9 protein-coding genes and 1 pseudogene are annotated in these 15,811 nt (G+C 36.3%); 5 read left to right on the forward strand and 5 right to left on the reverse strand.

Annotated features, from left to right (window positions below):
- Positions 1 to 414: 414 nt before the first annotated feature.
- Genes PC_RS07275 through PC_RS07285 form a run of 3 tightly spaced genes read left to right on the forward strand, consistent with a single transcriptional unit; the run spans position 415 to position 5,309 of the window.
- Positions 415 to 2,799: a GTPase gene (locus PC_RS07275; RefSeq protein ID WP_011176062.1), complete on the forward strand. Its 2,385-nt coding sequence runs from the start codon at positions 415 to 417 to the stop codon at positions 2,797 to 2,799.
- 27 nt (positions 2,800 to 2,826) lie between these two features.
- Complete coding sequence (locus tag PC_RS07280) at positions 2,827 to 4,041, forward strand: hypothetical protein (RefSeq protein WP_011176063.1); 1,215 nt, start codon at positions 2,827 to 2,829, stop codon at positions 4,039 to 4,041.
- 35 nt (positions 4,042 to 4,076) lie between these two features.
- Positions 4,077 to 5,309: a hypothetical protein gene (locus tag PC_RS07285; RefSeq protein ID WP_011176064.1), complete on the forward strand. Its 1,233-nt coding sequence runs from the start codon at positions 4,077 to 4,079 to the stop codon at positions 5,307 to 5,309.
- A gap of 304 nt (positions 5,310 to 5,613) precedes the next feature.
- Here the strand turns inward: PC_RS07285 and PC_RS11770 are convergent, their stop codons facing one another.
- Together PC_RS11770 and PC_RS11870 are read right to left on the reverse strand one after the other, a co-directional pair.
- Positions 5,614 to 5,781, reverse strand: coding sequence for a site-specific integrase (locus PC_RS11770; protein WP_232086072.1), 168 nt, complete (start codon positions 5,779 to 5,781; stop codon positions 5,614 to 5,616).
- Between the two features lie 46 nt (positions 5,782 to 5,827).
- Positions 5,828 to 5,959: a site-specific integrase gene (locus PC_RS11870; protein ID WP_269474213.1), complete on the reverse strand. Its 132-nt coding sequence runs from the start codon at positions 5,957 to 5,959 to the stop codon at positions 5,828 to 5,830.
- A gap of 394 nt (positions 5,960 to 6,353) precedes the next feature.
- On the opposite strand from PC_RS11870, the gene alaS reads away from it, so the two are divergent.
- Positions 6,354 to 8,990: an alanine--tRNA ligase gene (alaS, locus tag PC_RS07295; protein ID WP_011176065.1), complete on the forward strand. Its 2,637-nt coding sequence runs from the start codon at positions 6,354 to 6,356 to the stop codon at positions 8,988 to 8,990.
- 152 nt (positions 8,991 to 9,142) lie between these two features.
- Here the strand turns inward: alaS and PC_RS07300 are convergent, their stop codons facing one another.
- Positions 9,143 to 9,874, reverse strand: coding sequence for an SIMPL domain-containing protein (locus tag PC_RS07300; RefSeq protein ID WP_011176066.1), 732 nt, complete (start codon positions 9,872 to 9,874; stop codon positions 9,143 to 9,145).
- A 380-nt stretch (positions 9,875 to 10,254) separates the two neighbouring features.
- Between PC_RS07300 and mfd the strand changes: the two genes are divergently transcribed.
- The gene (gene mfd / locus PC_RS07305) at positions 10,255 to 13,539 is read left to right on the forward strand and encodes a transcription-repair coupling factor (RefSeq protein ID WP_232086073.1); all 3,285 of its coding nucleotides are present in this window, start codon (positions 10,255 to 10,257) and stop codon (positions 13,537 to 13,539) included.
- Positions 13,540 to 13,794: 255 nt separating this feature from the next.
- Here mfd and PC_RS10625 read toward each other — a convergent pair.
- Positions 13,795 to 13,894: pseudogene (locus tag PC_RS10625) on the reverse strand (transposase); the annotation flags it as partial.
- A 759-nt stretch (positions 13,895 to 14,653) separates the two neighbouring features.
- Positions 14,654 to 15,799: an AI-2E family transporter gene (locus tag PC_RS07310; protein WP_011176070.1), complete on the reverse strand. Its 1,146-nt coding sequence runs from the start codon at positions 15,797 to 15,799 to the stop codon at positions 14,654 to 14,656.
- Between the last annotated feature and the right edge of the window lie 12 nt (positions 15,800 to 15,811).

Consider the following 15,811-nt stretch of genomic DNA (forward strand, 5'->3'; position numbering starts at 1 on the left):
TTTTTGTTAAAGAATAGCATAAATTTTATTTCAATATGGACCGTTTTTTGGGGTTCAGGTCACACAACAAACTAGCGTTAATCCAATTCACCGACTCACTTGTACGACCAATGCAGTAGTCGCTACATAGGCAATTTAGAATAGCTATTTCCCCAGCAATGGGCATTTATTTAAAGTCCTTTTCTTGATAACAACAGATATATCAAAGAATGGAACTTTCCATTATGGAATGGAAGACAGTTATTTCTTATCTTGCTTTTTCTTATGGAGACAAGCTGGATTTAGCAAATAGCCGAACTAATTTATATAGAAATATTAACAGACATTAACAGACATTTATTAAAAATTAAGTTGTAAATTTTTTTTAAATAATTTTATATAGGATTTAAAATTTTATAAATTTCAGAGGTAATTATGATAACGTTAAACTCTTCGTATACTGCAATTGCAGATATTGTTCGAAATGACAATATTGGTGGAATTTTGAAGAAAGCGGAGGCAACAGTAGTCGGGGGAAAGGTTCAATTGTACTTGGGAGATAGTATGATCAGTTATCTCCCTGCTATTGACGCTATTTTCCAACAAGCTGGAGTCAATTCGGAACCAGCGAAAAAGCTTCTAATCGTATTTAGGAAGTATAAATTAGGAGTCATTAATGCTTCAAAGTTGCAGAGAAAGATCGAGATTCTTGCTATCCCTTATACAAAAGAGATTAGTGAAATTATTCAGAGTAGAACGAGTCATCCTAAGCCTTTCTCAGAAAGGTTGGATGAAATCTTAGCCAGTAATGATTTTCAAAACACCTATGGCCTGCAGCTTACTGCTTCTCAGATCCACTCCAAAATTGCCAAAATTTGCGCTAAATATAAAACTATTTCTTTGTCTGCGCTTAGGGCACAGAAGCTGGGAAATATAGGGGAAAAACAAGAGGATATCAACGCCAAAGTAGATGAGCTTTTTGAAGCAGGGTTGGCCGCGAGTGCAGGAGCAAATGGACAAAACGTTGTTGTTTTTGTAGGAAATACAGGTGTAGGAAAAAGCACAACAATCAATTTTTTATTGAAGCGAGAATTAAAATCTATACCAAAAGAAGTTTTAGGTATTGAAAGCGTGATTGAAAATGTGATTATTGCTAAAGATCCTGCTACCTCTATCGGTCATAAGCGCATTTCAAAGACGAGTTATCCTCTGGTAGTGCAAGATCCAGACAATCAATTGGCTTATTGTGATTGCCCAGGTTTTCGTGATACACGCGGAAAATCGGTAGAAATTTATAATGCGTTATCCATTATTGGTGTCCTCGATAAGGCTAAATCCGTTCGAGGTTTTTTGTTTTTTATCGATTGTTTTGCTTTGAAAGCTTCGAGAGGACAAGCAATCATTGACGACATGCGATTCCTTTTTCTCCTCCTACAAGATTTTAAGATCCACCAAAGAGCAGTACTATTTGTGATTACAAAAACAATGCGAGCCGATAAGTTACATGATATCAAAAAAGTATTACAGGATAGTGTAGAAGAGATCTTGCAAGATGGAAATCAATCAATTGAGTTTAGGATTTTTTGCGGCGAAATTGCTGAAGCTAATTTTTTAGATAATGCAGGATTAGGTCAAAGAGTGTTTATCTGCGATCCATGTGGACCAAATGCAAAAGGAAATCGCGAAGAAATACTAAGAACTATCAATGCATTTTCCTACGACACAAATATCCATAAAAAATTTGGTTATCCTATTTCAGAAAAAGTTGAATCTAAATTAGATATGAGCCGGAATTCGATCATCTTTCAAGTACAGAAAACGTTGACAGTTTTAAAAAATAAACTAGGGCTGTACTGGGACGAACAAACAGAAAAAATAAAAACTGAAATTGATAAGGTTTTAGTTGAAAAGACTAGAGCCTATTTGGATGAAATCAAACAATGGCAAAAGGATTTGAAACAGGAATTGTCTCATTTTGCTTCTGGAAATTACGTAAAAGTTTCTAAAGAACTGACCGATACCTTAACTCAAAGCCTTGTTTATTGGGATAAGTTGAATCAAATTAGTACACAGAAAACTAACATGGAAAATCTGGACGATCATTTTGAAGGTATTGTCAAAGAACTCCAGTCCATTCAAAGTAATATTGAAATTCTTTGGCACAAAAGGATGCATGAAGTAATTAAAAAAACTTTTGAGCAATCGCTTCAAACTTATCAAGTTCAAAACAAATTAGATGACATGCGTAAATCCTTACCACCCAAAAAATTAGCTGATTTGACTGTAAAGGAGCTACGCGACCTTTTGCAAACCCTTGCTGATGCTGCTAAGGTTGCTCTCGAGTATCCTAATTTTATTGAAGCAATCCTCATTAAGGATCCAAACAAGTGCAAGGATTTAATTGAAATCATTCGGGTGAATCTTATGGAACCTATTCATGTGGTAAGTAATCAACAGGTGCTCAACATTACAGCCAATGCTCAAGCTGTAACTTTGTCTGAGATTTTAAAAAACACACATGATTTACTAAATTCTACCCGAGAAATTTGGATTACTCAAATTGCAACACTTTATTTTAATAGTGAGCTGACCGCGGATCATTTTAAAGGAAAAGTGATTTATATTGCTGCTGACCAGATTGAAGTGGTTCAAGATAGCCTTATTGATTTAGCTGTTACATGGCGTCGTGGAGGCGTCATTACTTTAAAAGGACATTTGAAAGGGGAAGAAAAATTTGAAAACGCGCAATTCAAATTGGTTCCAAAAGATCAAGTGAGCGATACTGTCCGCCTCATCAAATGCCAGTGGCCTCTTTCCTAAAAAAATAAATAAAAATGAGGTAAAAGTATGCAAATTTCATCCATTACGTTTGGAGATCATTTAGATCAGGTTCTTGACAAAGCCCAAAAACTCGCTACAAGTTATCAAGATCAGGGAGCTTATTCCAAGATAGAGGGAGTTTACCAGCTTAGGCAAACGCTTGAAAACACTAAAGTCGCTTATAACCATATTCTGGGCACTCAACTGGAAAAGGTAGATGCTAAAGCACGAGAAATTTTAACAGATCTCGAGCAACTGACAGCTGATGTGGAGGCAAAAACGGCAAAGACTTTAGAGCAATTGGCTATCCGAGCGCAAGAGATTTTCAACCGCTTGCCCTTTCATGAAGACCAACCTCGATTAACAGGTCTTTTACCACGCTTTATCTTAAGATCTGATGCCAAGCCTATTTGTTTCAAATTTTCTGGCTATTTCAAAAATAATTTTCAAGCTGATTTAGAGCCTCAATTGTGTTTTCAAGGTATAAAATACAAACCGTCTAAAATTACTCCCTATCAACTAGAGTTTAGCCTCATCCCTAATGCTGTTTTTACTTCAGAGAAAGTTCCTTCTGCTGAAAAATTTACCTTTGCGGAAGGTAACTTAGAAATCCCTTTGAGTTCTAAATCCACTGCAATCTACAAAGTGACCCTTGGTGCTTTTCCTACCTCCCCTGGTACCATCACAAAGCATTGGACGACCGATAGTGTTGTTACTGCTACAACAACTAGAAGAGTACGTCATTTAATTAGTTCAGAAAAAGAGCATGGTAACGATGACCAAATTAGATCTCGTTTTTCTGCACACGCAGATAGTGGTTGGACAATCCAATCGCATTCAATTGAAATGCATGCCTGCAGGGGGGATGAGCCAGCTGATCGCAATTCTCCTGCTTGCGTTAGCGCAGATGCCAACAGCGTGACCTATGAGGCAACTACGAGACATAAAACGTGGGGATGTTCGGGTCATATGGAGTTTTCTATCGTCTTAAATCAGTCCCAAAAACAGACGGTAATAAATCATCACAATCCTGCCCCTGAGACTTTAGCTTGGGGAAAGGAAATTCCTTTAAATCACCCAGAGGGTAGATGGGATGTTACATTCGATGCGTTTGATGGCTCAACTCCTGTCTATTGCAAGGCAGATACGACTCAATCTCCTTATCTCCAGATTGTAACAAATGAAACAAAAACAGGATTTATAATCAAGCCACTTAAACTTAGCGAATTAGAAAATATCTAGATTAAATTTTTTAATTTTTCAATGTGAGGAAAAAAATGGCAATTCCAGCAGGTATCACTACGGGTCTCCTTTTAAATCAATTTTTTGATCGGACTCAACAAACTATCGATCAATTGAAAAATGCTGGCCTTCATCTTGAAATGGAAGCCGGGGCACAACTGCGCCAAACGATTGAACAAGCTAAAGTAGCTTATGCAGACTCACTAAATCTCACCATGGATCGCGTCGATGCCACTACTCGTAATACCTTTGACCAGCTTGAGACCTTGGTTAGTGGTGTTCAAGCAAGAAATGCTACTTTGATGAAGAATATGGCTGCCAGCGCTCAACAGATTGCTAATACTCTTCCTTTTCATAATGATCGTCCTCAGTTAACGACTGTACTGCCCCGGTTCATATTAAGAACAGATCAAACGCCTATCTTATTTCAGTTTTTTGGAAATTTTGAACGTGCGGCTGAGCAGGCTTATGCCCCTAAGTTAACTTTTCATGGACAAGATTTTACAGCTACTCATATCACGATACAGAAACTTGAGTTTAGTGTTTTACCGACCGCAGTTTTTCCAGGCAATCAACTACAAAATGCTAAGGGAGTGGTTTACAGCGAGGGAACTTTAGAAACCTACTATCCGGGAACAGTATTTGGTAGAACAGCTGCTGTTTTTCATCTTACCATTGGAGCCTTGCCTCCCTCCCCTGGCACTCTTACTCTTGAATACAGACGAGATCGCGTTCAACGAGAAGAGCGCCTTTGTCAAACACAAAAGCAACATATTGGTTCTCGCAAGAATGAAGGAAACAACGATGTAATAAATCATCTCTTCAAAGCAACACCTAGCGAAGGATGGCATGTTAAAAAAGGAACATCTGAGGCGAATCCTTCTTGTGGCGGTAGACATACAGGTCCTGACTTTGTTTCAGATGATGGAGACCAAGTGCTCTGGAGAGGTTCAACAATCAAAAATACGATGGATTTGGGATCTGAATCAGGATGGATGGATGTTACAATTAGCTTTATAGAGTGGCAAGATCAAATTGTGACGGAACAATTCACGGAAACTATAGATTTAAAATGGGGAAATACGAAGGTCCTTCAAGCAGCAGATTTTCCCCTTGGGAAATGGAAGCTTATCTTTGATTCTTTTGATGGCGATCATCATGAATTTGCAGGAACAGATATCGATACTTCACCTTACTTAAAAATTAAAAACCAAGGGGGCGGATTCGTTATCAAAGCTGTAAAGCCCAAAGAATTAGACAGTATTTGAACAAAGGAATAATGTTTCTACAGCTGTTAGGTAAGCCAGAGTTGAAGTACTATTCGCCCCTATTCTGAGCACAAATTTCAGCTAGCTGAGCTCATCTCAGTTAGCTGAAATAAGAGAATTTTTTGAAAAATAAACTACTACATTTAGTAACTCATGTTACGCATGCATGATCAATTCTTTTAATTTTTTGAGTTCAAAATAGGCTGCATACCTTAAGTTTTTGACTAAACATAGCCTTTCTCTTGAAGGGAAAAAGCTAAAGCTCATCTGTTTTTCGAAAAAACTCGACTAGTATTGAAAGCCTTTATAAACCAACCAAGGCTGCTGCATTTTCATCAAAGCGAGTTCCACCAATACAAATATATCGTTTCAAGGTATCACTACACTTATGACCCGTCTGCTTCATGATCAAATGCTCTGGCAACTTTTTTCTTGCAGATGTTGTGACAAAACCAATCCTTAGCCTATGCATAGATATGCAAAAGGTTTTTCTCCTTAATTATAATAGCATTTAACTATTAGGCAATTGCATGCCCTGTGAGGTTTTTTAATATCAATTGGCTATGACGATTGATGGGACAAAATAAGGGTCCTTTTTGTATTCCAGAGATTACAAGCCAATCTTTAACTGCTCTGACAGGGCATGTCACGGGATGTCCCCCATAAGGAATGGCCTTTTCAAGCTCTTCTCCCTCTTGTATGTTTTATCAACGTTTTCCTTACCATCCTCTTGAAGTGTGAAAATCTCTTCCTAAAACAACAACTTTTTTATTAGCTTCTTTTCAAGCAAAATTTTTAAATAAAGCTATTCTTTTAAAATACAATTTTTTAGCGGATTTTTAACAGCTAATATAGTCGGAAAGCTCAACTTTTCTATACAAAGTTAATTCAAAGCTGATTTAATGTTTGGTAAAACTTGAATTTTACACCTTAAATCCTTACATTTAATTCTAAAATTTCATTAATAACCTAAACGATTTTTAAGTAAATAAACTCAAAACTCAGGTTAATAACTCTCTCGGTCAAAATCTTATACGAGCAATTATGTTAACACAATCTATCAGACGTCAATTCTTAGAATATTTTAAAAAACATCAACATCAAATCGTTTCTTCCTCTTCAGTTCTTCCTCACGACGACCCAACTCTTCTATTCAACAATGCAGGAATGAATCAATTCAAGGACGTTTTTTTAGGGAAGAGTTACCGCGATTATAACCGTGCAGCCACAAGCCAAAAATGTATTCGAGTGGGAGGAAAACATAACGATTTAGAAAATGTTGGTCACACGAGCAGGCACTTAACATTTTTTGAAATGTTAGGAAATTTTTCATTTGGAGATTATTTTAAAACTCAAGCCATCCGATTTGCCTGGGAAGTTTCTACGCAGGTCTTTGGATTCGAACCCGAACGAATTTGGCCAACAGTTTTCCGAGAAGATGATGAAACATTTGAGCTTTGGACTCAATATGTTCCAGCTGAACGCATTACTCGTTTCGGAGAAAAAGATAATTTTTGGGCAATGGGAGATACAGGCCCTTGTGGGCCCTGTTCGGAACTCTTATACGATCGAGGATCTGATTACGGAAATGCCACAAAACCATCCGAAGATTCTTCTGGAGAACGATTCTTAGAATTTTGGAATCTGGTTTTTATGCAATTTAATCGACAAACTTCGGGTGTTCAAAATCCTTTACCTAAACCATCCATTGACACTGGTGCGGGACTCGAGCGAGTGATCAACTTAAAAATGGGAGTTAATAGCGTTTTTGAAACGGATATTTTAAGAAGTATTATTGCTCAAATTGAATTACTTTCAGGAATTGCTTATCATCCACAAGATCAACAGTCTGCCGCTTTTCGAGTCATCGCTGATCATTTGCGTTGCCTCTCTTTTGCTATTGCCGATGGTGTTCAACCTAGCAATGTTGATCGAGGTTACGTACTAAGAAAAGTTCTTCGAAGAGCTGTTCGGTATGGACGAACATTAAAGCTTGAAAAACCATTTTTAGCCGAAGTTCTTCCTCAATTAGTTTCTACTATGGGTAGCGATTATCCAGAACTTGTTAAAGGGCAAGATCGTATTGCTGAAATTTTGACAATCGAAGAAGAAGCATTTATTCGCACTCTCAAGCGAGGTGGAAATATTCTTAATCAAGTGATTGAGAAATCACGGGCAAGTCATCAAATAATTTCTGGTGATGATGCGTTTAAACTCAAAGATACTTATGGGCTTCCAATCGAAGAAATTCTCTTAATCGCTAAAGACTCAGGATTAAAAGTCGACGAACCACGCTATCAACAATTAGAAGAAGAAGCAAAGCAAAGATCTCGTCATGTTCATAAGACTGTTCATCAAATTGCGGGAGAAAATATTTTCGCAGATTTTGTCAAAGTTCGAGGTGAAACTAAATTTGCTGGATTTACACAAAATTCTTTAAAAAGTTCAGTCGTAGGGCTTTTTGTCAATGGAGAATTCGTCGAAGAAATGCAATCTGGGCAAGAAGGACTCGTCTTCTTAAGCGAAACCCCTTTTTATGCCGAAATGGGTGGACAGGTCGGCGATACTGGAACATTAGAAAATTCGAATTCCAAGTTCAGCGTAGAGGATTGTGTGGTACCTTATAAAGGTTTGATCGCACACAAAGGAAAATTGAATACAGGTTCTCTCAAAAATGGTGAGATGATTACAGCCTCGATTGATAAAAAACGGCGACAAAAAATTGCCAACAATCATACGGCAACTCATTTACTGCATTGGGCATTACATCAAATACTTGGAGAACATATCAAACAAGCAGGCTCAGTTGTCGATCCTCAACGCCTTCGCTTTGACTTTAGCCATCATAAAGCTCTTTCTTTAGAAGAAAGCCGACAAATTGAAGACTTGGTCAATCAAAAAATTAGAGAAAACCTGCCTGTCAAATGTTATGAAATCAAGTATGAAGAAGCGCAAAAAAAAGAAGATATTAAACAATTTTTTGGTGAAAAATATGGTTCAACTGTTCGAGTGATTGACATTGACTATTCAAAAGAACTCTGTGGAGGCACTCATACGTCAGCTCTTGGAAATATTGGACTTTTTAGAATTTTGAAAGAAAGTGGCATTGCAGCAGGAATTCGAAGAATTGAAGCAGTCACGGGCGCAGAAGCAGAACTTTTACAGCGACAGGATGAAGATTTACTTCGCACATTGGCTCAACAATTAAAAGTCCCTATTCACCAGGTATTAGAGAAATTAGAAAAACTTCAAGAAGAAAATAAGCAATTTATCGCTGAGCTTAAAGAAATCAAAAAGAAAGAACTTAACGTTTTAATCAACGGTTTTATAAAAAAAATTGAACAATTAGGAAACACTTCTGTTTTAATTTTAGAAACCGCACTTTCTGTCGAAGAATTGCGACTTTGTGTAGATTTAATCAGTGATCAAATCCCTTCTGCAGTAATTATTTTAGGGGCAGCTTTTCCTGATAAATGCCAAATTTTAGTAAAGATCAGCGATGACCTTGTTAAGCAAGGTATTAATGCCAACGAAATTATTAAAATTTTAATGCCTATTGTAGAAGGAAGTGGGGGTGGAAAACAACATACCGCACAAGGCGGCGGTAAAAAACCAGCTATGTTAGGAGAAGCCTTTAAGCAAATACGAATTTACTTAAAAGAAAAAATGAATGTGAAATAAAGATTTGACGGCTCAGATTTACACACCAAGCCGTTTTTTTAAGCTACCAAAATTTTTATTCATTCAGGCTTGACTACAGGTTAATCTCAATTTGTCTAGCCTTAATCATTAATTTAATTGTAGAATGATACTAGCATACCCTTAAAATTGGCTTATTCTTGATTGATTTCAAATATCACATGAACATTTGCTCGCATTTCAACTTGACCAATTTCAATAGGAACCCCATAAGTATTTTCAGAGCTTTGTTTAGTTGCCATCAACATTCTTGGTGTTGAATAATTCTGTTGATTAGGGTCTAAATCTAGAGACAAAACACGAACAAGACGGACATTTGCAGCTTTAGCTAAAGCATTTGCATCTTCAAATGCGTTTTGGGTTGCCAGTTGAATGACTTCCTGACGATAAGCTTGAGGATTATTCAAATTGAAATTGATTTGACTTAATTGATTGGCTCCAGCCTCGACAACAATCCCAATAATTTTCTCGATCAAACTGAGCTTACTTGTTTTTATATGAATCGTATTCGTAACTTCATAATGAGTAATTGTAGAGGCTTCTTTTTTTTCTATTGAATCAATATAGTGATAAATAGGTTGAATCGTAAAATGCCCTGTTTGGTAATCTTGAACATTTAAACCTAAATCAGTGAGCTGCCCAACTACTTTACGCATTTTTTCATTATTAGCTTGAACTGCTTTTTTAGATTCGGGGTCTTGTGTGACGACAGAAACACTCATTTCCAATTGGTCAGCAGGTTTAAAAATAGTTGCTTCCCCTTTTACCGTTAATTGTGGCAAATTAGAGCTATTAAATTCTTCCCCATAAGCTTGAGGGGAAAAAAAATACAAGATTAAGAATAGCAAACTCATTTTCTGCTTCATGACTTTCTCCCTTTTATTAAGCTTGTTATGACAACTGTGCTCTAAACTAAATAAAAAAAATAAACGATAATCTAGCAGCTGCATACCTTAAACTTAAAATCTGTTTACTATGTTAAATAGTATTTTTAAAGTTTTATTTTTAGTAAATTTACTCATTCATAAAAAATTTGTTTTGGATGGTTAAACTTTTCAGAGGAGTTAATTACTTTGAATGGAAAAAAAGGAAGTTGAAATGTTCTCTGATAATTCTACATAATAACTAAAAGTTATTTCTTTTTTAGACTAAGATGTTTCATTGGCCTCTTTTCGAAAGACATGATGACATAATATATAACTCAAATAATGGATTAAAAAGCTCTTTGCCCATGATTTTTGAAAAGATGTTAAAAAGTGAGCGAATTCTTGCTCTTCAAAAAGCTTTACAGCATACCAAAGATATCCTCTTGATTGAAGAGTTATGGAATGCTCCCAAAGCCTTAATTGCAGCTCTTGCTCAACAAGTCACCGGTAAACACGTTTTAATCTTAACAGGCTCCAGTCAAGAGGAAGCTCGTCTTTTTCATGATTTAAGCTTTTTTACAAACTGCCCAACTGTCGACTTTCCTTCTTGGGAAACACTCCCTTCAGAAAATGTTCCTCCTAGCCCAGATATTGTTGGCGAGCGATATCAGCTCTTAAAGAAAATCAATTCGTCAAGCGAGCCTCATATCATTTTGACTAGCTTACAAGCTTGTTTGCAAAAGCTAATTGCTCCTTCTGCTTTTCAAAAGCTCTATCTCACACTTAAGGCAAATGAGAGCTTTTTTTTTGATGATCTTATCCAAAAACTTAATTTGATGGGATATCAACGAAAATTTATCGCTTCTGATAAAGGAGAGTTTGCAGTACGTGGTGGAATTATCGATGTATTTCCTGTTTCCTCTCCCGATCCTTACCGCTTGGAATTCTGGGGAGATGACTTAGAATCTATTCGTATTTATGATCCAATTGGGCAAATATCCGTCAGAGCAGTCGAGCAAATTGATATTGCACCCGGCCTAGAACTTGAATTGCTCAATCAATCAAATGAACAGGCTTCTTTTTTAGATTATTTAGGGCCTGAAACATTAATTATTTTTGATGATCTTCTTGCCTTAGAAGATCGATACGCCTCTTTAATTAGCTTAGGAGCGAATAATAAATTTTTTAGTTCTATTGAAGAATTTCTTCATCTATTGACTCCCTATCAAAAAATGTTTTGGTCACAAAAACCAATTGAAGAGCTTAGTGAAGTCAAACACCTAGATTCTAAACAAAGCGGTTATTATTCTCAGACGACAATTTTTCACAAACTTAAGTTTCAAATGTTTAATCGTGATTGGACCGTTAAACGTTGGCGTCATCCTTTTAACACAATTACAAATTATTTTATTTCTCAAGAAGAACAAGGGGACTTTAATGGGGATGAAATTCTTTATCGTCTGCCTTCTCTTTCCCATGAAACTTTTAGACTTGATCTTTTATGTGCAAGTGAATTAGAAGAAAATAACTTACGTCAAAAACTCCTTTCAAATAATATCCATTTACCTAAGCAAACCACTTATCAAATCGGTTATCTCTCAAGTGGCCTTGTCATTCAAGATGAAGAATGGATGATTTTACCCTTAACGGAACTAACGCATAGATATAAAATAAGGCGACAAAAGCTTCGAAGTACCTATCATACCTCTCCTGCTGAAACATATGATTTGACTCCTGGAGAGGTAATAGTTCACTTAAATAATGGGATTGGACGTTATCTTGGAATCGAAAAAAGGGCTAACCACTTAGGCATTCTCAGTGAATTTTTCACAATCGAATATGCTGATCAAGCTAAGTTGTACGTTCCCTTTAATCAAGCACACCTTATCACTAAATATCTTGGATCCAATGAAGTCATTCCGAAATTACACACAATCGGGAGTAGTAAATGGAAAAAAACAAAGGAACATACAGAAAGAGCAATTCTAGGCTATGCTTCTGATTTACTCAAAAGCTACGCAGAACGAGAAATTAAAGAAGGCTTTGCTTATCCTATCGATTCTGCGGATTTACAATCTTTTGAAGGTGAATTTCCTTTTTCCGAAACCGAGGATCAATTGGCAGCCATCTCCAGCATTAAACAAGACATGATGTCTAAAAAAGCGATGGATCGTCTCATTTGCGGAGATGTAGGCTACGGTAAAACAGAAGTGGCTATGCGAGCGGCTTTCAAAGCTGTGACAGATGGAGCTAAACAAGTGGCGGTTTTAGTCCCCACAACAGTCTTAGCCATGCAACACTTCGATAATTTTCTAGATCGAATGGCTAATTTTCCAATTAATATTGGAATTCTTTCTCGCTTTCGTACTCAAAAGCAAATTCAAGAAACATTGGAAGGTATTGCTAACGGTTTTATTGACATCGTTATTGGAACACATCGCATTATTGGTGAAGATGTCAAATTCAAAGATTTAGGCCTTGTCATTATTGATGAAGAACAACGTTTTGGAGTAAAAGCCAAGGAACATCTCAAGAAAATTAAAATTGGAGTTGATTGTCTCACACTTTCTGCAACTCCTATCCCTCGTACTTTATACATGTCTCTCATTGGTGCAAGAGATATGTCAGTCATCAATACCCCTCCTCAGGATCGACTACCAACAAAGACTATTATCACAGAACCTAGCGATCAAATTATTCAGAATGCCCTTTTAAGAGAATTGTCTAGAGATGGTCAAGCATTTGTTATTCACAACCGTGTAGAATCAATCTACTCTGTTAGTAATCGAATTAAATCTCTTTTACCACAAGCACGTGTTTTAGTCGCACATGGACAAATGCACGCCGATGAAATCGATGCCACATTCCATGCTTTTAAAAGCGGTCAAGCAGATATCTTAGTCGCCACAACGATCGTGGAAAATGGAGTAGACATTCCTAACGCAAATACGATCTTAATTGATCGTGCAGATCATTTTGGTTTGGCGGCACTTTATCAACTTCGTGGAAGGGTTGGAAGATGGAATAGAAGAGCGTACGCTTATTTTTTGGTGCCCAACTTAAGAGTAATGCCTGAATTAACACGTAAGCGTCTTCAAGCATTATCTGAAGCGAGTGGATATGGAAGCGGAATGAAAGTGGCCATGCGAGATTTGGAAATCCGCGGGGCAGGTGACATTTTAGGCTTAGAGCAATCAGGACATGTATCTTCGATTGGATTTCACCTTTATTGTAAAATGCTAAAACGAACAATTCAGACATTGCAAGGCAAATTACCAAGCATCGTCACAGAAACCAAAATCGAATTAGCTATTGATGCCAGACTTCCAGAAGATTATGTCAATGAAGTCAGTTTACGTATGGAAGTTTATCAAAGATTGGGTGAAGCTTTTTCACTTGAAGAAGTGGATTCCATTTGGTCAGAAATTCGAGACCGATTTGGTCCTCCTCCAGAACCAGCGCAATGGCTCTATCATTTAACACGCATACGAGTCCACGCTTCTCGCTTTGGATTTACTCTCATCAAACAAGAAAAGCTTTCTTTAACAATGGAAAAAGGCAAAAAAGGTAAAGATCTTATAATTCGGAAAATTCTGATGCCAAAATTTAAATCTCCCCAAGAACTTGAAGCTAAAATTATAGCAGAATTAAACCAAAAATTCTAAAGAATGTCATTAAATCTGCCTGCACAATCCGGCTCAATAAAAATAGCATTAGAATAGAATAAATTTTTATCAAAGATGCGAGAAAACTCAGCTTTTTAGGTTCAAAATGAAGCACGCATTTAAATTTTGAGAGATTATTGTTGTTCAATATGTTGGCGAATGACAGCAAACGGAACTTCTCTACATGCTCCTAAAAAATTAGCTTGGAAACTATAGACTGTCGCTCCACAGCGTATGTGAATAATTAGATATTTTTTTTCCTGACCAGCTTGAAGGAAACAAATTTTAAACTATTTACCACCTTAGAGACAGCTATTTTAGGTGGATAGTTAATGAGAAGACGAACATAGTCATCTTTGCTTCAAATTTGTGACCAATCGGGGTTTCAAAACAGGGTAAATACTTGTAAAAAATTAACTTTAATTCCTTGAGTACCGGTTTGCTGAAGGATTTTGTCCCGCATTTTTTCACAAAGACCAAATAAACATGCGTGAGAAAAAAACGTGTTTTCCTCTTCTCAAATTCGTTGATACATTCGTAGACCAAAATATAATATGGCACCACGATAATTCACAAAACATTTCATTCAGTTACGCCCTACGAAAAACAAGCGAAAGCGTCGCAAATTCAGCTTAATAAATGTTGTTAGCATAGAGATGAGGCTTGAACATTTTGCGCTTTTACCGGCATGGAAAGCAGATCGTCGATTCTCGTCCCGATTTTTCAAAAAGGAAAAAAAGTTTTGCAAAAGTCAACCCCAACTCGCAAAGCCAAATAAAGAGACAAAGGAACAGTGAAAGCAAGGGAAAGATGTCGCTAACATTCAGGAGAAACAATAATTAAAAAAATTTTTTTCATAAAGGATTTAAAAAAACGTTGAGCAATATCAATAAATTTGCGTAAAAGATTTCACATTAAAAAAATGAGTTGGCTCTTATTTCGCAAAAAGCATCACTGATGCAATCGGATTGGATGGCCGAAGAACAACTTCTAGAAGCCTTCGCGTTTTAGTCGAGGGAGCAGTCAGGACTTCCAACGATAGATCAATACTCTTTTATGCTACAGATTTGGAAATTTTTTCACCTAATTATCTTTTTTTGATCAATATCCCTTGTTAAGGCTGGTATAGTTTAGCCTGCATCTTTGGATAACGAAGAAGGTATATTTTATAAAAATTTTCGGCTAATACTTTTAAAATGGCGTAGAAAGGTGTGGCTAATAATAATCCTATTAACCCATACAGAGATCCTGCTGCTAAAAGAAGTAAAATGAGAGTTAAAGGATGAATATTTAGCCTTTGTCCCATAATTTGTGGAGACACAATATTTGATTCCGTTTGTTGAACAATAGCGAATACTGCAATGACTTTTAAAGTCATTGTAGGGCTATGTGATAACCCTGTTAATACAGCGGGCGTAATAGCTAAAAAAGGCCCCAAATAAGGAATCGTTGTTAAAACTAAAGCCATAATCGATAAGATCAAAGCGTACTTTAACCCAATGATTAAATAGCCTATAAATAACATACTTCCAACACTAAAAGAAATTAATACGAGTCCATTAATATAATTGGATAGCGTTTCATCTATATTTTTTAAAATATTGCGCACATTTTGTCCAAAATCTTGAGGAAGATGCTGTAAAAATCCCGAAGCAAAATCATGATCGTCTTTTAACAAATAAAAGACTATGAAGGGGATGACTGCTAAAATTGTGGCTAAACGTGTAAGATATCCTACAATATCTAATAAATTTTGACTCAAAATTGCTGTCGCGTATTGGATTAAATTTAGTAGCCTCCGTTCAATTTCTCCCTCTAAATCAAGTTTAAATCCAGTTGGTAAAACAAAGGTTTGGGAAGAGTTTTTAACTTTTTCCAAAGTTTCTACCGAGGTATTAGCAAAAGCTACAATTTGCGTAGCTAAAATAGGAAGCAAATAAGCAAAAAAGATTACTAATACGATTCCAATCAAGACATAGGTCAATAAAATACTAAAGAAGCGCGACATTTTTAAATGTTCAAAAAAACAAACTAAAGGTCTTAAGAGATAGTAAAATAAAAAAGAAAAAACAATGGGAATAAAAAGAGAAGAAACAAAGTTAAAAATAGGTGATAAAGTAGTAGCGACATACGAAAATACCAAGATAATTAATAAACCAAGTAAAATTCCGAAAGAATATTTAAAATATTGGTTATAATACCACGGAGAAAATATTCTTTTAACGACTCTCTTTTCTACAAAAGGCTTATCATTTTCCATGAGATTCCTGAA

The sequence above is a fragment of the Candidatus Protochlamydia amoebophila UWE25 genome, from assembly GCF_000011565.2.
GTDB lineage: Bacteria > Chlamydiota > Chlamydiia > Chlamydiales > Parachlamydiaceae > Protochlamydia > Protochlamydia amoebophila.

Excerpts from the sequence above, each read along its gene's own strand:
- PC_RS11770 (WP_232086072.1), bottom strand. The coding sequence starts at position 5,781 with ATGCATAGGCTAAGGATTGGTTTTGTCACAACATCTGCAAGAAAAAAG.
- PC_RS07280 (WP_011176063.1), top strand. The coding sequence starts at position 2,827 with ATGCAAATTTCATCCATTACGTTTGGAGATCATTTAGATCAGGTTCTT.
- mfd (WP_232086073.1), top strand. The coding sequence starts at position 10,255 with ATGTTAAAAAGTGAGCGAATTCTTGCTCTTCAAAAAGCTTTACAGCAT.
- alaS (WP_011176065.1), top strand. The coding sequence starts at position 6,354 with ATGTTAACACAATCTATCAGACGTCAATTCTTAGAATATTTTAAAAAA.
- PC_RS07310 (WP_011176070.1), bottom strand. The coding sequence starts at position 15,799 with ATGGAAAATGATAAGCCTTTTGTAGAAAAGAGAGTCGTTAAAAGAATA.
- PC_RS07285 (WP_011176064.1), top strand. The coding sequence starts at position 4,077 with ATGGCAATTCCAGCAGGTATCACTACGGGTCTCCTTTTAAATCAATTT.
- PC_RS07300 (WP_011176066.1), bottom strand. The coding sequence starts at position 9,874 with ATGAAGCAGAAAATGAGTTTGCTATTCTTAATCTTGTATTTTTTTTCC.
- PC_RS07275 (WP_011176062.1), top strand. The coding sequence starts at position 415 with ATGATAACGTTAAACTCTTCGTATACTGCAATTGCAGATATTGTTCGA.